We start from the raw sequence: 18,361 nt of genomic DNA, 5'->3' as shown, positions 1-18,361 counted from the left end.
TCCCGTACGGGCTGACCTGGCCTTTTGCGATGAGAGCGGATGACGGGAATCGAGGTGTTGCCCGCGCGACCGACAAATTGACCAGTCAAAAGCCGCGGAAGACACCGTCATCGTCCACCGAGTCGGCGAACTCGAAGAAATCCATATTGCTGATGGAGAGGTTGTTCTCGATCCCCCAGAACTCGGTAGCGATCATCCGGAACCGGCGGCCGCGCTCCTTACGCAGGTCGACGACCAGGAGCGCCATCTCCGGCGAGATGATGCTGACCTGGTCGACCACGGCGAGGAGATCCCCCGGAGGGTCGAGCGTGAGCAGTTCGTCGGCTGTGGATCCCGCATAGGCCGGATCGTCGAGGAATTCCGCGTATGCCACGAAGCCTTCCTCGTTAGGGGTCTCGATCGTCACCCGGATCGCCTCCCAGGCCACCTGGTTGGAGAAGTCGGTGCGAACGACCAGCGGACCGGTTCCCTGAGGAAGCGGCTTCATCGGACCCTCCGGGAGTCGCGCGGCGCGGATGACTCATCGTAGGAATGCCGTACGACAGAAAGCCTTCTGGTCCAAAGAGTCCGCGTCGGCCATCTCATGGGATCAGGCGTGTTTCAGAGTCGGATCAAGCATCATTCCTGGGGCCGGGCCGGGTCGTCTCTTGGACGCGGGTCGGGGCCGACCAGCAGTGAGGATGCGATGGGGAAGTCGTCGCCGGGGGCTGAGGACGGACGAAGCGTCACGGTGAACCCGGCGGCCCAGAGGATCTCGGCCATCGCACGTTTCATGATCTCTTCGGTCCGGTCGGCCCAGGCGGAGGACGGGCGATCTTGCGGATCACGTTCTGCGACGGAGGCGGAGTAGATCGCGTCGAAAAGATCGCCGTGGTACTTCCAGGTCACGCGCACGGACGTATCACCCTCCGGGTGCACGCCGAATCCGCCGAGATCACGTGCGGGATCGCGGTCCTTCTGGTCACGGTCGGGGTGAGGGGCCAGGCCTGCCAGGACGAGCGCCTCACGGATGTTGATCATCAGGGCTTCCTGCCCCCGGGGAAGATCCGTCATGACTCGTACCGTAGAAGCCGGGGCCCCGAGGTGACCACCCGGCGAGGCCCTGCGTTGCTGGCCGCCCATGCCAGAGTGAGCAGCATGCTTGCGATCGCGGTAGAGACTGAGGACGGGCAGCGGCACATCCGGATAGCCACACAGGAGTTGGCCGGCCTCGTCCGTCGGATTGGGGGTGAGGACGACAAGTTCCTTGTCGTCCAGCGGATCCCCGATCTGCCCGATGTCTTCATCCAGGTGTGGCACCAGGCAGGGGGCGACTACACGCTGGAGTACCGCGACGGCTCGCCCGACCGGCAGTTCCAGGCGATGCTCGACGGACCAGAGCCGGTGATCGCGGCGATGACCGGCTGGGCTCGCGCGGACCGCGGCTGGAACTCTGGGTTGGACTGGGTGCCGATGGACTTGGGGCCGGCGCCGGATCCGGTGCCCCCGCTTGATCTCGACGAGGTCGAGCGCGAGCAGCTTGAAGGGCGCGTCCGTGAGGTGCTGGTTGGCGGCTATGCCACGCGAGCACAGCTGTCCGAGATCGCGCAGGACTATCTCGTCTCTGGGGACTACCGGCCGGTCTCGCCTGAGCAGGCGCGGCGATTGGCCGACCGGATGTGGCTGGAGCGCGTTGAGGAACAAGCCGCCTGGGAGGGCGAGACGGACCCGGAGCGGCTCACCCGGGCTTTCGCGGCATTGGAGACCGCCGGCATCACGGCACGGGAGGACTTCACCTGTTGCCGTTCGTGTGGTCAGGCGGAGATCGGTGGAGTGGGCTCTTCGGACGCCCGTGGCTTCGTCTTCTTCCACTCCCAGTGCACAGACGCCGCTGCGGGCGGCCAGGGGCTGACGCTCCTGTACGGCGGATTCGACGGTTCACCGGAGACGACGACAACTATCGGCCGGGAGGTCGTGGCGGCGCTTGAGGAGACCGGGCTGTCGGTGGAGTGGAACGGCGAACCCCGGCAGGCCATCACGATCACGCCGCTGGACTGGCGCAGAAGACTCGTCGGCTAGGGGTGCGTAGCCTCCGGGTCTCCTGGGACTGGTCCGTCTTGGGCCGGCCGCACGGCCCCACCCTGGCTTCGAGGACGTCCGGACCCTATTCGATGAGGAACTCCGCCTGCTCGATGACGTGGACAACCACGTCGAGGAATGGGAGGCCGCGTACGGGAAAGTCCGCGCAGCCGTGACCCTCAAGTACCCGGACGGCGGTGAGGTTCCCGAGTTCCTCCTGCACATCGACAAGGGTGAAGCGTGGTGGCGGTGGAGCGACGAAGCGTTCGACCACTGATCACAAGCCTGAGCCTGCCGAGTCGGTCGGCGGGAAAATGGTTGGACGAGACGACGTCGGGCCGATAGTTTGCCGCAGACCGTGACATCACACGAGGAGGTGAGACCCATGAACGCTGTATCGATGTGGGTGCTCCCACTCGTCGTCACGGTCGGGCGATTGCCGTAGGTGTCGCCGGGAGCGCCTCGACAAGGCAATCCCGAAAGGCGACAACTTATGAATTCTTCGCATTTCACTTCAGGCATGGACGAGCATGCCGTAGTGATCACACAGGTCGCGGAGAGGCAATGGCACGCTGTGGAGGACGACCGGACGGTCGGCCGCGGCGACGCTTCGCGCAGACCCGATGGACGGATGTTCCTCAGCATCGACTCCTGGCACGCCGCGGTCTTCGACCAACTCGCCGATGCCATGCTGGCGGACCTGCCGAAGCCTTTGTACACGGTGGTCGATGAGGCCGACCTCGACTTGACGTCCGATTGGGAGCGAGCCGGCTTCACGACCCGACGCCGCGAATGGGAGTACCTCGTGCCCACCGACCCGCGGGTCACGGGACTCGGCGCAGTGCTTCCGCCGTCGGGCGTGACGATAGTGGCCGTCGGCGAGGCGGAGGAAAGCCCTCTGCGCAAGCTGGACCGCGAGATTCGCGACGAAGTCGAGGCCAGCGTCGGATGGCAGGAGATGCCGGCTGAGGTGTTGCCCCGCCCGGACGGCGCTACTGTGCTGGACCCGTCGAAGTACGCGGTGGCAGCACAATCCGATGAATACGTGGGACTGGTCCGGGTGGCGCCGGTGACCCGGCAGCCACGGATCGGGCTGATCGCGGTCCGATCCGACCAGCACCGCCGCGGTATCGCTCGGGCGCTGCTCGCCCACGTGCTGGGCTCGCTGCACCGCTGCGGGATCGAAACGGCATCGGCCGAAGTGAACGAATCCAACGGGGCGGCCATGGCGCTGTTCGAGGGCGTCGGCGCCCGGCGTGCGAGCAGCAACCTGGAGTTGGTGCTCCGCTGACGCCCAACCGCATGACCGCGCGAGGGGAACCGGGCCCGAAGCACATCTGCACAGGCCTACCTGATGAGCGCGCAACGGTCCCGTAGCGCGCGGGACGGCCGGTCGCGGCCGACGTCCGCGACAACCGCGTCTGAGGCGCCTCGATCACGGTTGCGCCAATGAAATTCGTTTCCTCATCGACCTCACAGTCATCGAACGGAGAAATGCGAGAATATGCCAAGAACAACAGACGGCATCGAAGTCGAAGGCACGGTCGTCGAGTGCCTGCGCAATGCCACCTTCAAGGTAGAGCTCCAGAACGGGCACAAAGTGCTGGCGCACATCAGCGGGAAGATACGGAAGAATTACATCAAGATCTTGCCGTATGACCGGGTGCTCGTGGAGCTCAGCCCGTACGACCTCACCCGCGGCCGGATCCTCTACCGGTACAGGACGTAGTGGCGGGCGGGGCGTACCCGAATAGGAAAAGAAGTCTCCGATCCGGATCGGAAAATGCTCGATGCAGGAATCAGAATTGACGACTCGGCTCGGTTCTTCGTCCGGCATCTCGGCCAGGTAGGCACGTCGTCGACAGCGGTATCAAGCGTCCGGCTTCGAGCCGGTCGCCGATGCCGCTGTCGCATCGCGTCCTCCGTCGGAGCTGACCAGGGACATCTGAATCGATACGCCGAGAAGGGCGACGAGGAATGGGTGTTCCTCGGCCCGAAGGGCGAGCCGTACCTCAGTCCAAGCAGAACTCGTTGCCTTCTATGTCCTGCATCACGAGGGTCGACTCGTTTACTTCATCGGCAGGCAGGAGGTAAGCGCGTACCGCGCCGAGCGGGATCAGCCGTGCGCATTCGGCCTCAAGGGCCGCCAGGCGCTCCTCACCCTTCAGCCCGACGCCGACCCGCACGCAAAGGTGCAGCCGATTCTTGACGACCTTGCCTTCTGGAACGCGCTGGAAGTACAGTCGCGGACCCACCCCTGAGGGATCAACGCATGCGGACCATGAACCCTGATCCTCAGGCGGCAACGTGCGGTTGAAATCGTCCCACGTGGCAAATCCCTCAGGTACCGGCGGTGCGACATACCCCAACACTTCGCACCAGAAACGAGCGACGCGTTCAGGTTCTGCACAGTCGAAAGTGACTTGAAACTGCCTAACGGATGCCACGCGAGAAGCTTTCCATAGTGGGCGGTGCATGCTGTAACCGCCCGCAGGGCGGCCAACGGGGCAGGTGAAGCCGCGGGGAGATCCCCGGGCAGCCTACGCAGCCGACATCTGGGCTGATGGGGTGAGCCGGCGGGCCTTCGCCGTACTCACCTCGATTTGGAGGCCGGCGTGGTGCGGGTCGTGGTCCAGCTTCCGCCGGATCTGGAACAAGGCTCGTACGGCTGTGGACCTACCTGACGTTCACTTCCACGATCTACGCCACGTGGGGAACACCCTGGCGGCGGCCACCGGCGCGAGTCTCAAAGAGCTGATGGCGCGAATGGGTCACTCTTCCCCTCGGGCGGCGCTGATCCACCTACACGCCTCACAAGATCGCGACCAGGCCATCGCCAAGGCGCTCGGGCAGGCGTTCAAGGTCGCGAGCGAGCCCAGGATCGAGAAAACGTAGTGTGGCACGTGTGTGGCACGAAAGATCTTAAATTCCTGCGAAGATGACGAAGGCCAGGCGCCCTGTACGGGGTGACCTGGCCTTTTGCACTGAGAGCGGACGACGGGAATCGAACCCGCGTAGCCAGTTTGGAAGACTGGGGCTCTACCATTGAGCTACGTCCGCGCACGCCGGTCTTCATCTGGTTTAGACTTCATCCGGTCGTCAGGGCGTAAGCGTACCGGAGTATCCGAGCGCACGCGTAACCGACGAGACGGGGCGTGGCGCAGCTTGGTAGCGCGCTTGCTTTGGGAGCAAGAAGTCGCAGGTTCAAATCCTGTCGCCCCGACTCTCCAACCAGCAGGAAGGCCACCCCCAAGATCGGGAGTGGCCTTCTGCGTGACAAACTGAGTGACTACGGTTCCGGATCGTCCTTGAAGATCCGGTCGATGGCCACCGCTCCCCCCTGCAGCACTGGCCGGATCTGCTTCCGGTACACCGCTTCCGTGACGGCCGTGCTGCTGTGTCCAACGAGGCGGGAGATCTCCTTCAGGGGGATGCCGCTGTCGGAGAGCAGCGAGACGAAACTGTGCCGGAGTTCCCGGGGTGTCCACGCAGCGGTCCAATCCGTCAACGTTCTTGATGACGCTGCGGAAGGCCCGCCGTACGTTCGCGGCATACAGTGGGATGCCGGCCGACGACGCGAAGACGAGACCAGTCTCTGCCCAGTGCTCCCCCTGTTCACTCCTCTGTTTCTCCCGATGCTGCCGGAGCACATCAACTGTTTCTCCCGATGCTGCCGGAGCACATCAACGCAGCGCTTGGGCAGGGCGAGCGTTCGCCGCGACTGCCGGGTCTTGGTGTCCCCGTCCGTCCGCACCGAGCGCCATACGGCCACGTGCGGAGGTAGCGGCGGCAAGGCGTCCAGTTGGCCTATCAGGTCCACGTGATCCCATGTGAGCGCCCTGAGTTCCTCCGTGCGCGCCCGGGCTTGCACCTCTGTCGCCGGCCCGCTGCCGCTTCGCGGTGGGTCGATGGCAAACGGGATGGGGTAGAGGGGCCCGGTTTGTCATGTCCTTCAGGGTCGCAAAGCCCTCCGTTCAGCCTCCATAGCATCAAGCCTTGATTTAGGGCAGGCGGGAGCGCGTTCCTGCATTTCGTGGCGATCTGTTCAACAATAATTGCGGCCAATATCAATCGCTCAGTGTCAAATCCGTATGTCGTAGGATCACCTAGAACCGACAGCGCTGGTCCGAGGTTTTCTTGAATATCGTCGGGCATGGAGTCAAAAAGCTCCATGTCGTCCGTGAACACCAGGTCAACGACCGCCTGTGCTGCTTCACGGAATCTACGGTCGTCGCCCATTATCACCTTCCTGGCATAGTTAAGAGCGTGGCTCCCGAAGGAGTGACTTAAAGGGCCTGGTCGGTGTTCCAGGGGCGCCCTATCCAGGTGTTCTCCTCTAGGTATGCCGCGAGTCTCGGGAAGCGTCGCCTCACCTCGCCTGGCATCGCTCAAGTCTGTGGGCACACCAGCAGGCTCCGAACACACGTTGAGTGATCAGCGACACCATCAGCCTCTGACTACGAAAAAGAGAGGGTGATCAGCATCGCCATCGACCAACACGCCGTTGCCGGCATCCGACCTGACTGCATGAACAATCTGCGATACATAGATCAGAGCCGCCGGGGAGATGATCTCGTTCTTCTCGAAGCAATCCAACCGAATTGCTCCCTGGGCCGCCGAAACGACCAGAACAACCATCCCCCCTTCACTGTCTTGTAGTGGCTCCGGAATGGTACAGCCATCGAGGGAAAACCCAATCGGGACTGTCACCGTCCACGAATGCACCCACCATGCTCCGCGCCGAACCGGCACAGGAAAAGCGATCTTCCTGATTCGATCCATGGAGTACCCTGCCATATCACCATGTTATGTGGACGTCGTTCGACGCGGTGGGTCCCTGGACAGCTGAAGGGGCGCCCGAGAGTGACCCATCGTTCGGGGGCACACGGCCACGGAAAACGCTGACAAGCGATAACAACGAATGGAAGCGTTTTCACAGTTCGCCTGTAGTTCAGAGCGAATCCGTGCAGGTAGGAGGCGTGCGGAATCTGTACCCGGCCTACAGGCCGATTCGACCCAGGTTTCCCGGGTGCTAGGTGGCCCCGGTGATCGGCATCGACTTACCTGTCGACAGATCAAGCCGCGTGCGGCGAACCTTCCGGTAGATCTGCCCGTCGATGTGTTGGACCTGGGCGGCCGGCCGCCAGGCGTCGTGCTGTAGGAACGGGTCCTGGTGTTTGGACCAGCCACTTTTCGAGTTGTCCTCGATTCACCACAAGTGGGCCCACCAGCCGTCGTCGCAGCGCTGCCACTCGTCGATGTAGGAGTAATGGCCGTCGCGAGCCAGGTCGCGGACTTGTGGAGGGAGGTCGTGCGTCACGCCCCACAGCTACCTAATCGAACGATTGTTCTAACCCTGTATTGAAGACTTAGGGCCGTCTGTGGGGCACGTACAGGTGCCAATAGGCTCGACGGGTGATCAATATCCAGGTGCGTGATGAGAGCGGGAAGGTCGTGGCTCGGGCCGATGGTGGCGTGCAGTGGACCGCTGCCTTCGCGGATCTCGACCCAGGGGGATTCCCGATGCTCCAGGCCTTGGTCCCGTATGGCGACGCGGTCTTCAATCATCGGCAGGTGCCGCTACTGCTGGCGGAACTCGACCGGCTCCCGGCTGCTTGCGACGGTGACTGGGTCAGACAGGCCCGCGAGTTGTGCCGAGTCGTCGAGCAGGGGCCGCACCGGTATCTGTGGTTCGTCGGCGACTAAAGCCGTGTCCGTCCCGTGCCCGTCAGAGCGGTGACTCACGGCAAACCACGGAAGATCATGAGTGACACGATGGAGCGCCTGACCAGCGTCGCAGCAGCTTAGAGGATCTTGTACACAGATCTTCCAAACTGGGGCTGCGCCGCTTACAAAGGCAAGAGCCTGGCCCAGGTCAGGGACATGATCCCTCGGGTCCCTAGTCAACCGGCTGCTGGTGGCCGCACTCCAACGCGGTGCCGTTGTTGTCGATGATCGCATAGTCGACGATCACCTTCTCGGGGTCGCCGCTTTCGTAGATCCACACCACCATGTGGTCGGTGGCGGCAACTACCGTGAACTGAGGATCCGACGTGTCCTCAGCCGGTACAACGGTGAATTTGTCACCGGGCTTCAACCAGAAGTTCTCGCCGTACGGTTCGATGAAGAGGCAGACGAGATCCTCGCTGCCGCTCTGCACTGTAAGCCTGTTCACAAAGCCGTCCTGGTGATCGTTGCCACTCGGAGAGTACTCAGAGTAATAGCCGACCGCCGGGCCACCCAGGGTCGCTGGCAGGGTGCCAACAGCCGAGAAGCCGCCGACGGTGCGTGCCGCCGAGTGAGTGTCAAACTGAGTGACTTCCGGGGTGCCTGGCCTCGCCCTTCGATGCACGTCCGTGCACTGAACATGTGGCTTCACCAGGACAAACGCCAGGCCCCGGGATCATGACCAGTGCTTTGGGAGCAAGAAGTCGCAGGTTCAAATCCTGTCGCCCCGACTCTCAGATCAGCGAGAAGGCCATCCCCGAGATCGGGGGTGGCCTTCTGCGTGACCAGTGGGTCGCCACTGCCGTTCCACGTGTCGGTCTGGCCGATCTGGTTCGGGTCGCGGGGTTCCGGAGGGGGTGCGCCGGTCCCGTCTGCCGCTAGGAGTGGGTACGGCGCAGCTTGGCCAGCGCGTGCTCGGACGAGGTGCCGGGCTCGGCCTCGAATATGAGGATCTGCTGTGTGGGGGCGCTCTCGATGGTGAACATATGAGTATTCAAGGAGAGGTCACCGACATCGCGGTGGCGAAAGCGGACCGACGTGGCGGTCACGGCGCGTACGTCGTGACGAGCCCACATCCGGCGAAAATCGTCACTTGCGAGCGAGAGTTCCTCGATCAGCTCGACCATGGCCGGGTCCTGGAGGTCTGATCCCGCCGCGGCGCGCAGATGCGCCACCTTGACCCAGGACTGCTGTTCCCAATCCAGGTAGAACGCGCGTGCAGCAGGGTTGAGGAAGGCCAGGCGGACCAGATTGCCGGCGTGTTCCAACCCCTCGTAGATGGCGTTCGCCAGCGGATTCCTGACCAGCACGTCGAGCCGGCCATTCACCACGAGCGCCGAGACGTGGTCGCAGCCCTCCACGAACCGCAGCACGCTCGGGTTGACGGCGTCGACCCGGCCGGTGGGCCTCCGCTTGTGCGGTCGGCCACGCGCGAGCTCGTACAGATGCTCGGTGGCGTCGGCGTCGAGTCTGAGGGCCCGCGCCAGCGCTTGGAGTACTTGATCGGATGGCTTGTGTTCCCTGCCCTGTTCCAGTCGGGTGTAGTAGTCGACGCTGACTCCGGCCAGTACCGCCACCTCGTCGCGGCGTAACCCCGGAGTCCGGCGGCGACCGACTAGCGGCAGCCCGACCTGGTCAGGGGTCGTGACCGAACGCCGAGCCCGGAGGAACTCGCCGAGAAGATTCCCGTCGAACATATTGACAAGCTACAGAGAATCTTGTCAGGAGCCAGGGTGGGATACACCTACCAAATGATTGCGCTTTTCCAGCCGACCGCTTTCCAGCCCACCGCTTCCAGCCCACCGCTTCCAGCCCACCGCTTCCAGCCGACCGGCCCGGTCGGCGACCTCTGCTCGGCCACACCACCTCCATCCCCGTCCGCCAAAGCGGCACAAGCCCATCACCTCCTCGCCTCACCGGCCTGAAGCGGACGACGGGGACCAGGCGAAGCGACGAGGCATGCGCCTCCAACCCTGACGAGAGGTCAGCCGTCCAGGACGTGGGTGTGGGTGAGGAACTCGATGGCATGCCCGTCGGGATCGTCGACGTACACGCCTCTCCCCTGGTCTCGGTGGTTGATCTGGCCTGGGCCGTGGTGCGCGGGTTCGGCCCAGTGGGGCAGTCCCCGTTCGACGATCCGGCCGAAGATCTCGTCGAACTCGTCCTCCGAGACGAGAAGGGCGAGATGCTGCATGACGATCCGGTCTCCGGCGACGAGCGAGTCGGCGTAGTCCACCGTCACCCCGTTGGCGAGCGGGACGGCGGCGAACGGCCCGAACGCCCTGGGTTCCGTGGCGCCGATCAGTTCCGTCAGGAACCGCGCGGAGGCGAAACGGTCTGTGCTGTGGACGATCGTGTGGTCGAGTTGTGCTGGCACGGGGACCTCCAGTGGTCCGGACTGGCCTTTCATCCGACTGTACAAAGGGCCTCGCCGACTCCGGGCAGCGCGGTCGGGCGGAAGAAAGTACGGTGGACCCCGTGATCGAAAGAGACATCTCGCGCGTGCTCGGTCTCCTCGGGCAGGACGACACATTGCGGGTCTTCGCCGGTCTCGTGTTACGACCGGAGGATCCGCCCGGCAAGGTGACCGGGCTCGCTCCCGAGGTGGCCGAGCGGGCGCTGACACGGCTGGCCCGCGGCGGCCTCGCCGTACAGGATGAAGACGGCTGGCGAGCCGACCCGGAGGTTTTCAGGAACCTGCTCCGCGCGACGCCCAAGGAGCCGGCGAGCCTGCTCGACACGTTCCTCGTCGACGGACGCCTGACCTCGCTCCCGACGAAGCGCGCGAAGAGACTGATCGTGCTGGACTACGTCGCGCGCGTCTTCGAGCCGGGCATCCGCTACTCGGAGAAAGAGGTCAACGTCGCGCTCCGCGCGTTCCACGACGACTACGCCGCACTGCGGCGGTACCTCGTCGACGAGGCGTTCCTCAGCCGCGAGAACAACGTCTACTGGCGCAGCGGCGGGACCGTCTGAGGCCTCGGGCAGGCGTACGGCGGCGATCCCTCACCGCGATATCGGGCATATTGCCCATTAGCCGTGAATCTAGGAAATCGCCGCATATCTGAGGCAATCTCCTGCCGACTTCGGAGATTGCTGAAATGTGATGTATCACCTCCATACGATTTGGGACACCCACCGTTTCCCGCCGGAGTAGCGATTGAACCGGAACTGCGTCATCAAGGCCCCCGCCCAGGACACCCGGGGCGAGTGGCGCCGCAGCAGCGCCGCGTCCGCGCACGAACGGCTCGCATTCCTCAACGAGGCCAGCCGCCGGATCGGCAGCACGCTCGACCTCGCGGAGACGAGCCGCGAGCTCATGGACGTGGCCGTCCCGCGCTTCGCCGACACGGCGGCCATCATGGTGCAGGAACGGCTCATGATCGACGGCGAGCTGCCCTCCCGGCCGATCGACGGCACCACGCTCTTCCGCCGGGTCGCGCTCGGGGTGGCCAGCGACAACCCGGAGGCGTGGCTGCGCGCCTTCCCGATCGACGAGATCACGTCCTATCCCCCGGCGCTCCCCCACGCCCAGTGCATGGCGACCGGGCAGCCCCTGATGTATCCCGTCCTGGACAAGGACAGCGCCCGGCTGATCGGCTCCGGCATCGAACGTGAGGAGTCGGTCGCCGGCCTTCTCACCGAGTCCTCGTTCCTCGCGGTCCCGCTGAAGGCCCGGGGCAGGGTGCTCGGGTGCGTGGTGTTCAGCCGCAGGCCCGGGAGCCGTCCGTTCGAGGAGCAGGACGTCTCCGTGGCGGAGGAACTCGCCGCGCGGACGGCCGTGTGCGTCGACAACGCGCGGCTCTACACCCGCGAGCGGCGTACGGCACTGACCCTGCAGAGCAGTCTGCTGCCCGCCGACCTCCCCCAGCCGCTCGGCATGGAGATCGCCTCGCGCTACCTGCCGGCCAGCGACCTGATGGGAGTGGGCGGCGACTGGTACGACGTGATCCCGCTGCCGGGCTGCCGTTCCGCGCTGGTCGTGGGCGACGTCATGGGGCACGGCACCCGGGCGGCGGCCACCATGGGCCAGCTCCGCACGGCCGCCCGGACGCTGGCGAGCCTCGACCTTCCGCCTGACGAGGTGCTCTTCCGGCTCAACCTGATGAGCCAGGACCTCGACCCCACGCAGATCGCCACCTGCGTCTACGCCGTCTACGACCCGGTCACGCGGAGCTGCGCCTTCTCCAGGGCCGGCCACGTCCCGCCCGTGCTCATCCACCCCGACAGGTCGACCGAGATCATCGAGCTGCCCTCGGGGCTCCCCCTCGGCATCGGGAGCGATCCCCTGGAGATGCGCGAACTCGTCCTGCCCGCCGGCAGCGTCCTCGCCCTCTACACCGACGGCCTGGTGGAGAGCAGGGATCGCGACATCGACGCCGGGATCATGGCCCTGCGCCGCCTCCTGGCGGGACCGGTCGAGGATCTCGAGGACATGTGCGACCTGACGATCAGCAGCCAGCGTCCCGGGCACGAACGCGACGACATCGCCCTGCTGCTGGCCCGGGTGCGCGAGCTCGACCCCGACGAGGTGGCGACCTGCCCGCTGCCGGCCGACCCCCGGTTCGTGGCGCACGCCCGCCGTTTCGTCCGGGCCACGTTGGCGTCCTGGCGCCTGAACGGTCTGATCGACAGCAGCGAGCTCATCGTCAGCGAGCTGGTCACCAACGCGCTCAAACACGGCTGGCCGCCGATCGAGCTGCGTCTGCTGCGCGGCCGGACGCTGGTGTGCGAGGTCGCCGACGGCTCCCCGACGAGCCCCGCCCCTCGTGCGTCCACCCCCGATGACGACACCGGCCGGGGGCTTCAGCTCGTCAAGCGGTTCGCCTACCGCTGGGGCACGCGCCCCACGCAGTACGGAAAGATCGTCTGGGTTGAGCAGCGCATCCACTGATCTGATAGTTCGTCCATAGAAGACCGTGTACGACCTGATCGTCCAGAAGAGTTACGGTCGAAGGAGAGCTCCTGGGCGAGGAGGGGACATCATGATCGACATCCGGGACGCGTACCGCCGGGCGTTGGACGGCTTCGGGAACCGGCTCCAACTCGTCGAGGACGACCAGTGGGAGCTGTCGACCCCCTGCGTGGACTGGGATGTCCGGGCGCTGGTCAACCACATGGTGAACGAGAATCTCTGGGCGCCCGACCTCCTCGCCGGCCGCAGGATCCCCGAAGTGAGCGACACCTACGAACGTGACGTCCTCGGCGACGACGCGATCAAGGCGTTCGAGGTGTCGGCGCAGGGCGCCGTCCAGGCGGTGTACGTCGAGGGCGCCCTGACCGCGGTGACCCACCTGTCCTTCGGTGACGTGCCCGGTGAGGAGTACATCACCGAACTGTTCGCGGACGCGTTGATCCACACCTGGGATCTGTCCCGGGCCATCGGCGCCCAGGAGCGGCTCGATCCCGAGCTGGTCGCCACCTGCTCCGAATGGTTCGCCCAGGCGAAGGAGGGTTACCGACAGACGGGAGTCATCGGGGACCACCGGGACGTGCCGGAAGAAGCGGATCCGCAGACCAGACTGCTGGCAGCGTGGGGCAGAACAGGCTGAACCGGCACGACCAGGTGCTCAACGCCCCGTGGGGCGCTTACCGTGGTTGGCCTTCTTCTTCTTGCGTGCCTTGGACTTGCGCTGCCGCTTTCCCATGACGCGTCGCCTTCCTGTCGGGACGGCTTCCGCCCTCCACCATCCTCCGTGCACGCGCCCCGGACAAGCATGTGATTCTCCTCGTCTCCCCATGACTCAACATGTGTGCCGTGGATATATGGCACAATTTGTTGGAATCTGTTGATTGGAGAGGTGATGCTGGCCCAGCAGCGGCAACAGGCCATCCTGGAGAGGATCCGCAGGACGGGCGGCGTGCGCGTCGCGGAGCTGGTGCAGGATCTCGGCGTCTCCGACATGACGATCCGGCGCGACCTCGAGGTCCTCGCGGATCGCGGGCTCATCGAGAAGGTCCACGGCGGGGCCACGGCGACCGGCACGGGATCCACCGAGGAGCCCGGTTTCGCGGCCAAGTCCGTACGGCAGCGCTCCGAGAAGGAGGCCATCGCCCGGCGGGCGGCGCAGTTCGTCCGGCCCGGCAGCGCGGTGGCGCTCTCGGCCGGGACCACCACCTGGACCCTCGCCCACCACCTGGTCGACGTGCCCGATCTGACCGTCATCACCAATTCCGTCCAGATCGCCGACGTCTTCCACCGGGCGGCCCGAGGCGACCAGACCATAGTGCTGACCGGCGGCGTCCGCACTCCCTCCGACGCTCTGGTCGGCCCGGTGGCCGTCGCGGCCATCCGGTCCCTGAACGTCGACACACTCATGCTCGGCGTCCACGGGATGGGCGCCAGGGCGGGGTTCACCACCCCCAACCTGCTCGAAGCGGAGACCGACCGGGCGCTGGTCGACGCCGCGCATCAGCTCATCGTGCTGGCCGACCACACCAAGTGGGGCACCGTCGGCATCAGCACGATCGCCGAGCTCTCCCGCGCCCATGTGGTGATCAGCGATACCGGTCTGCCGGAGGACGCCATGGAGCAGCTGTCGGAACACGCCGGCGAGCTGGTCCTGGTGGACGCGGCGGCCCACGACGATTTGGGAGCAGTTCTGTGAAGCGCACCATCAGCCATCTCGCGGACGGCCGGGAGCTGATCTACTTCGATCGGCGGGACGACGCCGATCACAGCGCGATCGACCCGCGCGATCTTCCCCCTCGGCCCTTCGCGTCCGAGCTGCGCCACGACCCGCTGATGGACGAGTGGGTCGCGATCGCGCGGCACCGGCAGACCCGGACCCACCTGCCCTCCGCCGACGAGTGCCCGCTGTGCCCGGCCAAGCCGTGGTCGGAGATCCCCTCCCCCTACGACGTGGCGGTCTTCGAGAACCGCTTCCCCTCGTTCAGCTTCGACCTCGGCGAATACGAGCAGGTGGGCGGGCTCAGCCAGGTACGGCCGGGCGTCGGGCGCTGCGAGGTGGTCTGCTTCACCTCCGACCACAACGCGTCCTTCGGCTCGCTGAGCGACGAGCAGGTCGAGCTGGTCATGGAGGCGTGGGCGGACCGCACGGCCGAGCTGTCCTCGCTCCCGGGTGTCGAGCAGGTCTTCTGCTTCGAGAACCGGGGTCCCGAGATCGGCATCACGCTCCCGCATCCCCACGGTCAGATCTACGCCTACCCGTACGTGACGCCCCGGACGAAGCAGATGCTCGGCGCCGCCGCCCGGCACACGGGAGGGAACCTGTTCGCCGACGTGCTGAGCGCCGAGCGCACCGGTCCCCGGGTGGTCGCGGCCAACGAGCACTGGACGGCCTTCGTCCCCGCCGCCGCGCGGTACCCCTTCGAGGTCCACGTCTATCCGCACCGGCAGGTTCCGGACATCCCGGCGCTGACCTCCGAGGAGCGCTCGGCGTTCGCGCCGCTCTACACCAGCGTGCTGCGCCGGCTGGACGGCCTGTTCGGTGTGGCCATGCCGTACATCTCGGCCTGGCACCAGGCGCCGGTCTCCTTCGGGCGCGACCTGGCCTACCTGCATCTCCAGCTGTTCAGCATCCGGCGGGCCCCGAACAAGCTGAAGTACCTCGCGGGCTCGGAGTCGGCGATGGGCGGCTTCGTCAACGACATCCTCCCGGAGGAAGCGGCTCGGATGCTGCGCGATGTGCAGATAACAAGTTGATCTCTGATTTGTTCCAACTTTAGCTAGCAAAGACGCTTTCTTTACCACTACTATCCATCGCACCGGCTGAACCAGCCGGTGCGCCTAATCCCGGGCGCCTCGCCCGGGAACCGGGGACCCAACTCGCAACTGGGGTGAAGGCACTCACGTGCCCGGGCAGCTCCAGCCCGAACCCGTCAGCTAACCCGGTCGGCAGATGGAGAGGAGTGGGCGCTGCCCCGCTTATTTCCCCTGGTCACCGGGGTCCTCGTTTCCGGCGTGCTCGTTTTCGCCACGTCGACCGCAAGCCAGGCCGCACCCAAACCCAGTGAGGGCCAGCTCAAGAAGCAGCTGTCCACACTGGAGAAGCAGGTCAACGACCTGATCGCCGACTACAACGCCACCCGAGTCGAGCTCGCCAAGGCCAAGAAGGCCGAGAAGAGCGCACGTGACCGGCTCGCGGGCACTCAGGGCGACTTCGAGACCGCGCAGAGAGAGGTCGGGCAGCTCGCCGGGGTCCGCTACCAGACCAGCGGTGCGATCATGGTTCCCGACCCCTCAGGCTCCGCGGTACTGGCTCAGCTGCAGGCGGAGCAGGTCGCCGTGATCAACCAGTTCTCGCAGATCGAGGCGGACCGCCGGCAGGCCGCCGACTCCGCGAAGGCGCTCACGGCGCGACTCACGGCGCAGTCCGCCAAGGTGACCGAACAGCGCAAGGACGCCCAGAAGCTCATCGGCCAGATCAAGGACAAGCTCGACGAGCTGATCCCCCTCGCCCCCGGCAGGCTCGCCAACGGCTCCTGGGCCCCGGAACTGCCCAGCGGCGCCGACAACATCACTCCCCGGATGCGGTTGCTGAAGAGCGAGGTCGAAAAGAACTTCGACCTGCGCTACACCGTCGGCTGCTACCGCAACGAGAGCAGCGGCGAGCACCCGCTCGGCCGCGCCTGCGACTTCATGATGAGCTCGGGCGGCTCGATGCCGAGCGCCGGCATGAAGGCCCTCGGCGACAGCCTCGCCGCGTGGGCCATCAAGAACGGCCCCAAGCTGGGCGTCATGTACGTGATCTGGCAGCAGCGCATCTACAACCTCGGCAGCCCCGGCTGGCGGAGCATGGCCGACCGCGGCGGGATCACCGCCAACCACTACGACCACGTTCACATCTCGATGCACTGAGCTCGAGTGACTGAGCTCGATTCAGTGAGCTCGATGCGACCACAGACCATCTGTCCCACCCCCACGATCACGCGGGTGTGCGAGCCAAGCCCCCGCGGCCCGCACACCCGCGTGATCACCCTCTTGTTCACGTCTTGTGATCTTCCGTAGCCCTTTTCCCCGGCTCCGGCCCGATACCCTCGCTGCGCCCGCCACGCCCCCGGCCCCGCATGAGGTGAGAACGCACATGGAAGATCAGGTTTCGGCGCCCGCGCAGGCCGAGGCCCCCACCTGCTACCGGCATCCCAAGAAGGAGACCTACCTCCGGTGCACCAGGTGTGACCGCTACATCTGCCCCGACTGCATGCGGGACGCGGCGGTGGGCCACCAGTGCGTCGAGTGCGTCCGCGAGGGCAACAAGTCCGTACGGCAGGCACGCACGGTGTTCGGCGGCAAAGTGTCAGCCGTGCCCGCCGTGACCTACGTCCTGATCACGGTCAACGTGCTGGCCTACCTCGCGGAGCTGGCCTTCCCCTGGATCGTCGACCGGTTCGGCAACCTCGGCATCGGCCTTCTGGGCCCGGACGGCCGGCAATACCTCTACCAGCAGGAGTTCGCCCGCCTGTACGGGGACGGCTCCGGTCTCCAGCCCGTCGGCATCGCCTTCGGGGAGTGGTACCGCCTCATCACCTCGGCGTTCCTGCACCTGCCGCCGGACCAGGGCGGCTTCGGGATCCTGCACATCATCCTCAACATGTACTGGCTCTGGACGCTGGGCCGGGTGGTCGAAGAACTGCTCGGCAGACTGCGGTTCATCGCGCTCTACCTGCTGTCCGCGGTGGGCGGCTCGGCGCTCGCGTACCTGATCTCGCCGGACCAGGCCGCGATCGGCGCGTCCGGCGCGGTCTTCGGGCTCGCCGTCGCGTACTTCGTCTTCAGCAGGCGGCTCAACCACGACCCAGCCGGCGCGACCCGGCTCATCGTGACGTTCCTCATCTGGATGGTCGTCTCCGCGGGGTTCACCTCCTGGGAGGGGCACCTGGGCGGCCTGCTCGCGGGCGGCGCGGTGGCGCTCTGCCTGGCCAACCTGCCGCGCAACCGGCATCTGGTCGGCGTCGGCGCCGTGCTCGCTCTGTTGGCCGTCCTGGTGGTGCTGAAGACCTCGCAGCTCACCGGCGTCGTGTGACGGGCGCCGACGGGAAAACGAAATGACACCGATCGGACGGTACGGGCAGGATCCAGGCATGACTGACCAACGACTCAACCCTCCCCCGGTCGCGAACGAGCGGGAGATGCTGATCTCCTGGCTCGACTGGCACCGGGAGACCCTCGCGGTGAAGTGCGACGGCCTGACCGAGGAGCAGTTGCGCCTGCGCCCGGTGCCCCCGTCGACGTTGTCGCTGCTCGGCCTGGTCCGCCACATGGCCGACGTCGAGCGCACCTGGTTCCGCAGGAGGCTGAACGGCGAGGACGTCGAGCCCATCCACTTCAGCCTCGAGGACCCCGACGGGGAATTCGACAACGTCGACACCGCCTCCGCCGACGAGGCGTTCGCCACCTGGAGGGCCGAGGTGGACGCCGCGCGGGCGGTCACCGCCGCCCATCCCGACCTCGACACACTCGCCAAGCGCGAGGCGCGCGGTGTCACCGTCTCCCATCGCTGGATCCTCGTCCACATGATCGAGGAGTACGCACGGCACAACGGCCACGCGGACCTCATCCGTGAGCAGATCGACGGGGTCACCGGAGAGTGACCCCGTCCAACGGCGACGCGAC

23 protein-coding genes, 2 tRNA genes and 1 riboswitch are annotated in these 18,361 nt (G+C 65.8%); of the genes, 15 read left to right on the top strand and 10 right to left on the bottom strand.

Going from position 1 to position 18,361, the window contains the following annotated elements:
- Positions 1–85: 85 nt before the first annotated feature.
- Positions 86–487, bottom strand: coding sequence for a DUF6924 domain-containing protein (locus Pmi06nite_RS35235; RefSeq protein ID WP_203957521.1), 402 nt, complete (start codon positions 485–487; stop codon positions 86–88).
- 131 nt (positions 488–618) lie between these two features.
- Positions 619–1,053, bottom strand: coding sequence for a hypothetical protein (locus tag Pmi06nite_RS35230; RefSeq protein ID WP_203957520.1), 435 nt, complete (start codon positions 1,051–1,053; stop codon positions 619–621).
- 84 nt (positions 1,054–1,137) lie between these two features.
- Between Pmi06nite_RS35230 and Pmi06nite_RS35225 the strand changes: the two genes are divergently transcribed.
- The 4 genes from Pmi06nite_RS35225 (at position 1,138) to infA (ending at position 3,787) form a co-directional block, all read left to right on the top strand.
- Complete coding sequence (locus tag Pmi06nite_RS35225; protein ID WP_203957519.1) at positions 1,138–2,058, top strand: DUF6891 domain-containing protein; 921 nt, start codon at positions 1,138–1,140, stop codon at positions 2,056–2,058.
- Positions 2,059–2,176: 118 nt separating this feature from the next.
- Complete coding sequence (locus Pmi06nite_RS35220) at positions 2,177–2,335, top strand: hypothetical protein (protein WP_203957518.1); 159 nt, start codon at positions 2,177–2,179, stop codon at positions 2,333–2,335.
- Between the two features lie 243 nt (positions 2,336–2,578).
- Positions 2,579–3,349 carry a GNAT family N-acetyltransferase gene (locus Pmi06nite_RS35215; protein WP_239114418.1) on the top strand — a complete coding sequence of 257 codons (771 nt, stop codon included), beginning with the start codon at positions 2,579–2,581 and terminating at the stop codon, positions 3,347–3,349.
- 213 nt (positions 3,350–3,562) lie between these two features.
- Positions 3,563–3,787: a translation initiation factor IF-1 gene (infA, locus tag Pmi06nite_RS35210; protein WP_203957516.1), complete on the top strand. Its 225-nt coding sequence runs from the start codon at positions 3,563–3,565 to the stop codon at positions 3,785–3,787.
- A gap of 283 nt (positions 3,788–4,070) precedes the next feature.
- Here the strand turns inward: infA and Pmi06nite_RS35205 are convergent, their stop codons facing one another.
- The gene (locus tag Pmi06nite_RS35205; protein ID WP_203957515.1) at positions 4,071–4,535 is read right to left on the bottom strand and encodes a VOC family protein; all 465 of its coding nucleotides are present in this window, start codon (positions 4,533–4,535) and stop codon (positions 4,071–4,073) included.
- Between the two features lie 232 nt (positions 4,536–4,767).
- Here Pmi06nite_RS35205 and Pmi06nite_RS35200 point away from each other — a divergent pair, with 232 nt between their 5' ends.
- Complete coding sequence (locus tag Pmi06nite_RS35200) at positions 4,768–4,953, top strand: hypothetical protein (RefSeq protein WP_203957514.1); 186 nt, start codon at positions 4,768–4,770, stop codon at positions 4,951–4,953.
- A 94-nt stretch (positions 4,954–5,047) separates the two neighbouring features.
- On the opposite strand, the gene Pmi06nite_RS35195 is transcribed toward Pmi06nite_RS35200, so the two are convergent.
- Positions 5,048–5,118: transfer RNA gene (locus Pmi06nite_RS35195), tRNA-Gly, on the bottom strand.
- 89 nt (positions 5,119–5,207) lie between these two features.
- Here Pmi06nite_RS35195 and Pmi06nite_RS35190 point away from each other — a divergent pair.
- Positions 5,208–5,281: transfer RNA gene (locus tag Pmi06nite_RS35190), tRNA-Pro, on the top strand.
- A 66-nt stretch (positions 5,282–5,347) separates the two neighbouring features.
- Here the strand turns inward: Pmi06nite_RS35190 and Pmi06nite_RS35185 are convergent.
- Positions 5,348–5,929, bottom strand: a complete 582-nt coding sequence (locus Pmi06nite_RS35185; RefSeq protein ID WP_373317353.1) for a tyrosine-type recombinase/integrase — start codon at positions 5,927–5,929, stop codon at positions 5,348–5,350.
- Between the two features lie 575 nt (positions 5,930–6,504).
- Positions 6,505–6,855 carry a hypothetical protein gene (locus tag Pmi06nite_RS35180; protein WP_203887839.1) on the bottom strand — a complete coding sequence of 117 codons (351 nt, stop codon included), beginning with the start codon at positions 6,853–6,855 and terminating at the stop codon, positions 6,505–6,507.
- A 618-nt stretch (positions 6,856–7,473) separates the two neighbouring features.
- On the opposite strand from Pmi06nite_RS35180, the gene Pmi06nite_RS35175 reads away from it, so the two are divergent.
- Positions 7,474–7,764, top strand: a complete 291-nt coding sequence (locus Pmi06nite_RS35175; protein ID WP_203957512.1) for a hypothetical protein — start codon at positions 7,474–7,476, stop codon at positions 7,762–7,764.
- A gap of 193 nt (positions 7,765–7,957) precedes the next feature.
- On the opposite strand, the gene Pmi06nite_RS35170 is transcribed toward Pmi06nite_RS35175, so the two are convergent.
- The 3 genes from Pmi06nite_RS35170 to Pmi06nite_RS35160 all read right to left on the bottom strand — a co-directional run bounded on the left by Pmi06nite_RS35170 (position 7,958) and on the right by Pmi06nite_RS35160 (position 10,162).
- Positions 7,958–8,233, bottom strand: a complete 276-nt coding sequence (locus tag Pmi06nite_RS35170) for a hypothetical protein (protein WP_203957511.1) — start codon at positions 8,231–8,233, stop codon at positions 7,958–7,960.
- A gap of 430 nt (positions 8,234–8,663) precedes the next feature.
- Complete coding sequence (locus Pmi06nite_RS35165) at positions 8,664–9,482, bottom strand: helix-turn-helix transcriptional regulator (protein ID WP_203957510.1); 819 nt, start codon at positions 9,480–9,482, stop codon at positions 8,664–8,666.
- A gap of 287 nt (positions 9,483–9,769) precedes the next feature.
- On the bottom strand, positions 9,770–10,162 hold the full coding sequence (locus tag Pmi06nite_RS35160) for a VOC family protein (RefSeq protein WP_203957509.1): 393 nt from the start codon (positions 10,160–10,162) through the stop codon (positions 9,770–9,772).
- Between the two features lie 101 nt (positions 10,163–10,263).
- Here Pmi06nite_RS35160 and Pmi06nite_RS35155 point away from each other — a divergent pair, with 101 nt between their 5' ends.
- The 3 genes from Pmi06nite_RS35155 (at position 10,264) to Pmi06nite_RS35145 (ending at position 13,337) form a co-directional block, all read left to right on the top strand.
- On the top strand, positions 10,264–10,761 hold the full coding sequence (locus tag Pmi06nite_RS35155) for a DUF2087 domain-containing protein (protein ID WP_203957508.1): 498 nt from the start codon (positions 10,264–10,266) through the stop codon (positions 10,759–10,761).
- Positions 10,762–10,945: 184 nt separating this feature from the next.
- Positions 10,946–12,679, top strand: a complete 1,734-nt coding sequence (locus Pmi06nite_RS35150; protein WP_239114417.1) for an ATP-binding SpoIIE family protein phosphatase — start codon at positions 10,946–10,948, stop codon at positions 12,677–12,679.
- Positions 12,680–12,770: 91 nt separating this feature from the next.
- Complete coding sequence (locus Pmi06nite_RS35145) at positions 12,771–13,337, top strand: TIGR03086 family metal-binding protein (RefSeq protein ID WP_239114416.1); 567 nt, start codon at positions 12,771–12,773, stop codon at positions 13,335–13,337.
- An 18-nt stretch (positions 13,338–13,355) separates the two neighbouring features.
- On the opposite strand, the gene Pmi06nite_RS43090 is transcribed toward Pmi06nite_RS35145, so the two are convergent.
- Complete coding sequence (locus Pmi06nite_RS43090) at positions 13,356–13,433, bottom strand: 50S ribosomal protein bL37 (RefSeq protein WP_373315687.1); 78 nt, start codon at positions 13,431–13,433, stop codon at positions 13,356–13,358.
- 156 nt (positions 13,434–13,589) lie between these two features.
- Here Pmi06nite_RS43090 and Pmi06nite_RS35140 point away from each other — a divergent pair, with 156 nt between their 5' ends.
- The 5 genes from Pmi06nite_RS35140 to Pmi06nite_RS35120 all read left to right on the top strand — a co-directional run bounded on the left by Pmi06nite_RS35140 (position 13,590) and on the right by Pmi06nite_RS35120 (position 18,339).
- Positions 13,590–14,393: a DeoR/GlpR family DNA-binding transcription regulator gene (locus Pmi06nite_RS35140; protein WP_203957507.1), complete on the top strand. Its 804-nt coding sequence runs from the start codon at positions 13,590–13,592 to the stop codon at positions 14,391–14,393.
- Complete coding sequence (gene galT / locus Pmi06nite_RS35135; protein WP_203957506.1) at positions 14,390–15,451, top strand: galactose-1-phosphate uridylyltransferase; 1,062 nt, start codon at positions 14,390–14,392, stop codon at positions 15,449–15,451. The genes Pmi06nite_RS35140 and galT overlap by 4 nt, the downstream gene beginning before the upstream one ends.
- 71 nt (positions 15,452–15,522) lie before the next feature.
- Positions 15,523–15,660, top strand: a riboswitch (cyclic di-AMP (ydaO/yuaA leader).
- Between the two features lie 49 nt (positions 15,661–15,709).
- A complete protein-coding gene (locus tag Pmi06nite_RS35130) occupies positions 15,710–16,606 on the top strand; it encodes a coiled-coil domain-containing protein (protein WP_239114415.1) in 897 nt (298 codons plus the stop codon).
- Between the two features lie 226 nt (positions 16,607–16,832).
- The gene (locus Pmi06nite_RS35125; protein WP_203957505.1) at positions 16,833–17,771 is read left to right on the top strand and encodes a rhomboid family intramembrane serine protease; all 939 of its coding nucleotides are present in this window, start codon (positions 16,833–16,835) and stop codon (positions 17,769–17,771) included.
- A 58-nt stretch (positions 17,772–17,829) separates the two neighbouring features.
- A complete protein-coding gene (locus Pmi06nite_RS35120; protein ID WP_203957504.1) occupies positions 17,830–18,339 on the top strand; it encodes a DinB family protein in 510 nt (169 codons plus the stop codon).
- Positions 18,340–18,361 lie beyond the last annotated feature (22 nt).

Source organism: Planotetraspora mira (assembly GCF_016863275.1).
GTDB lineage: Bacteria > Actinomycetota > Actinomycetes > Streptosporangiales > Streptosporangiaceae > Planotetraspora > Planotetraspora mira.
Note: the sequence above shows the minus strand (reverse complement) of the source record. Positions and strands in the feature narration are given on the sequence as shown.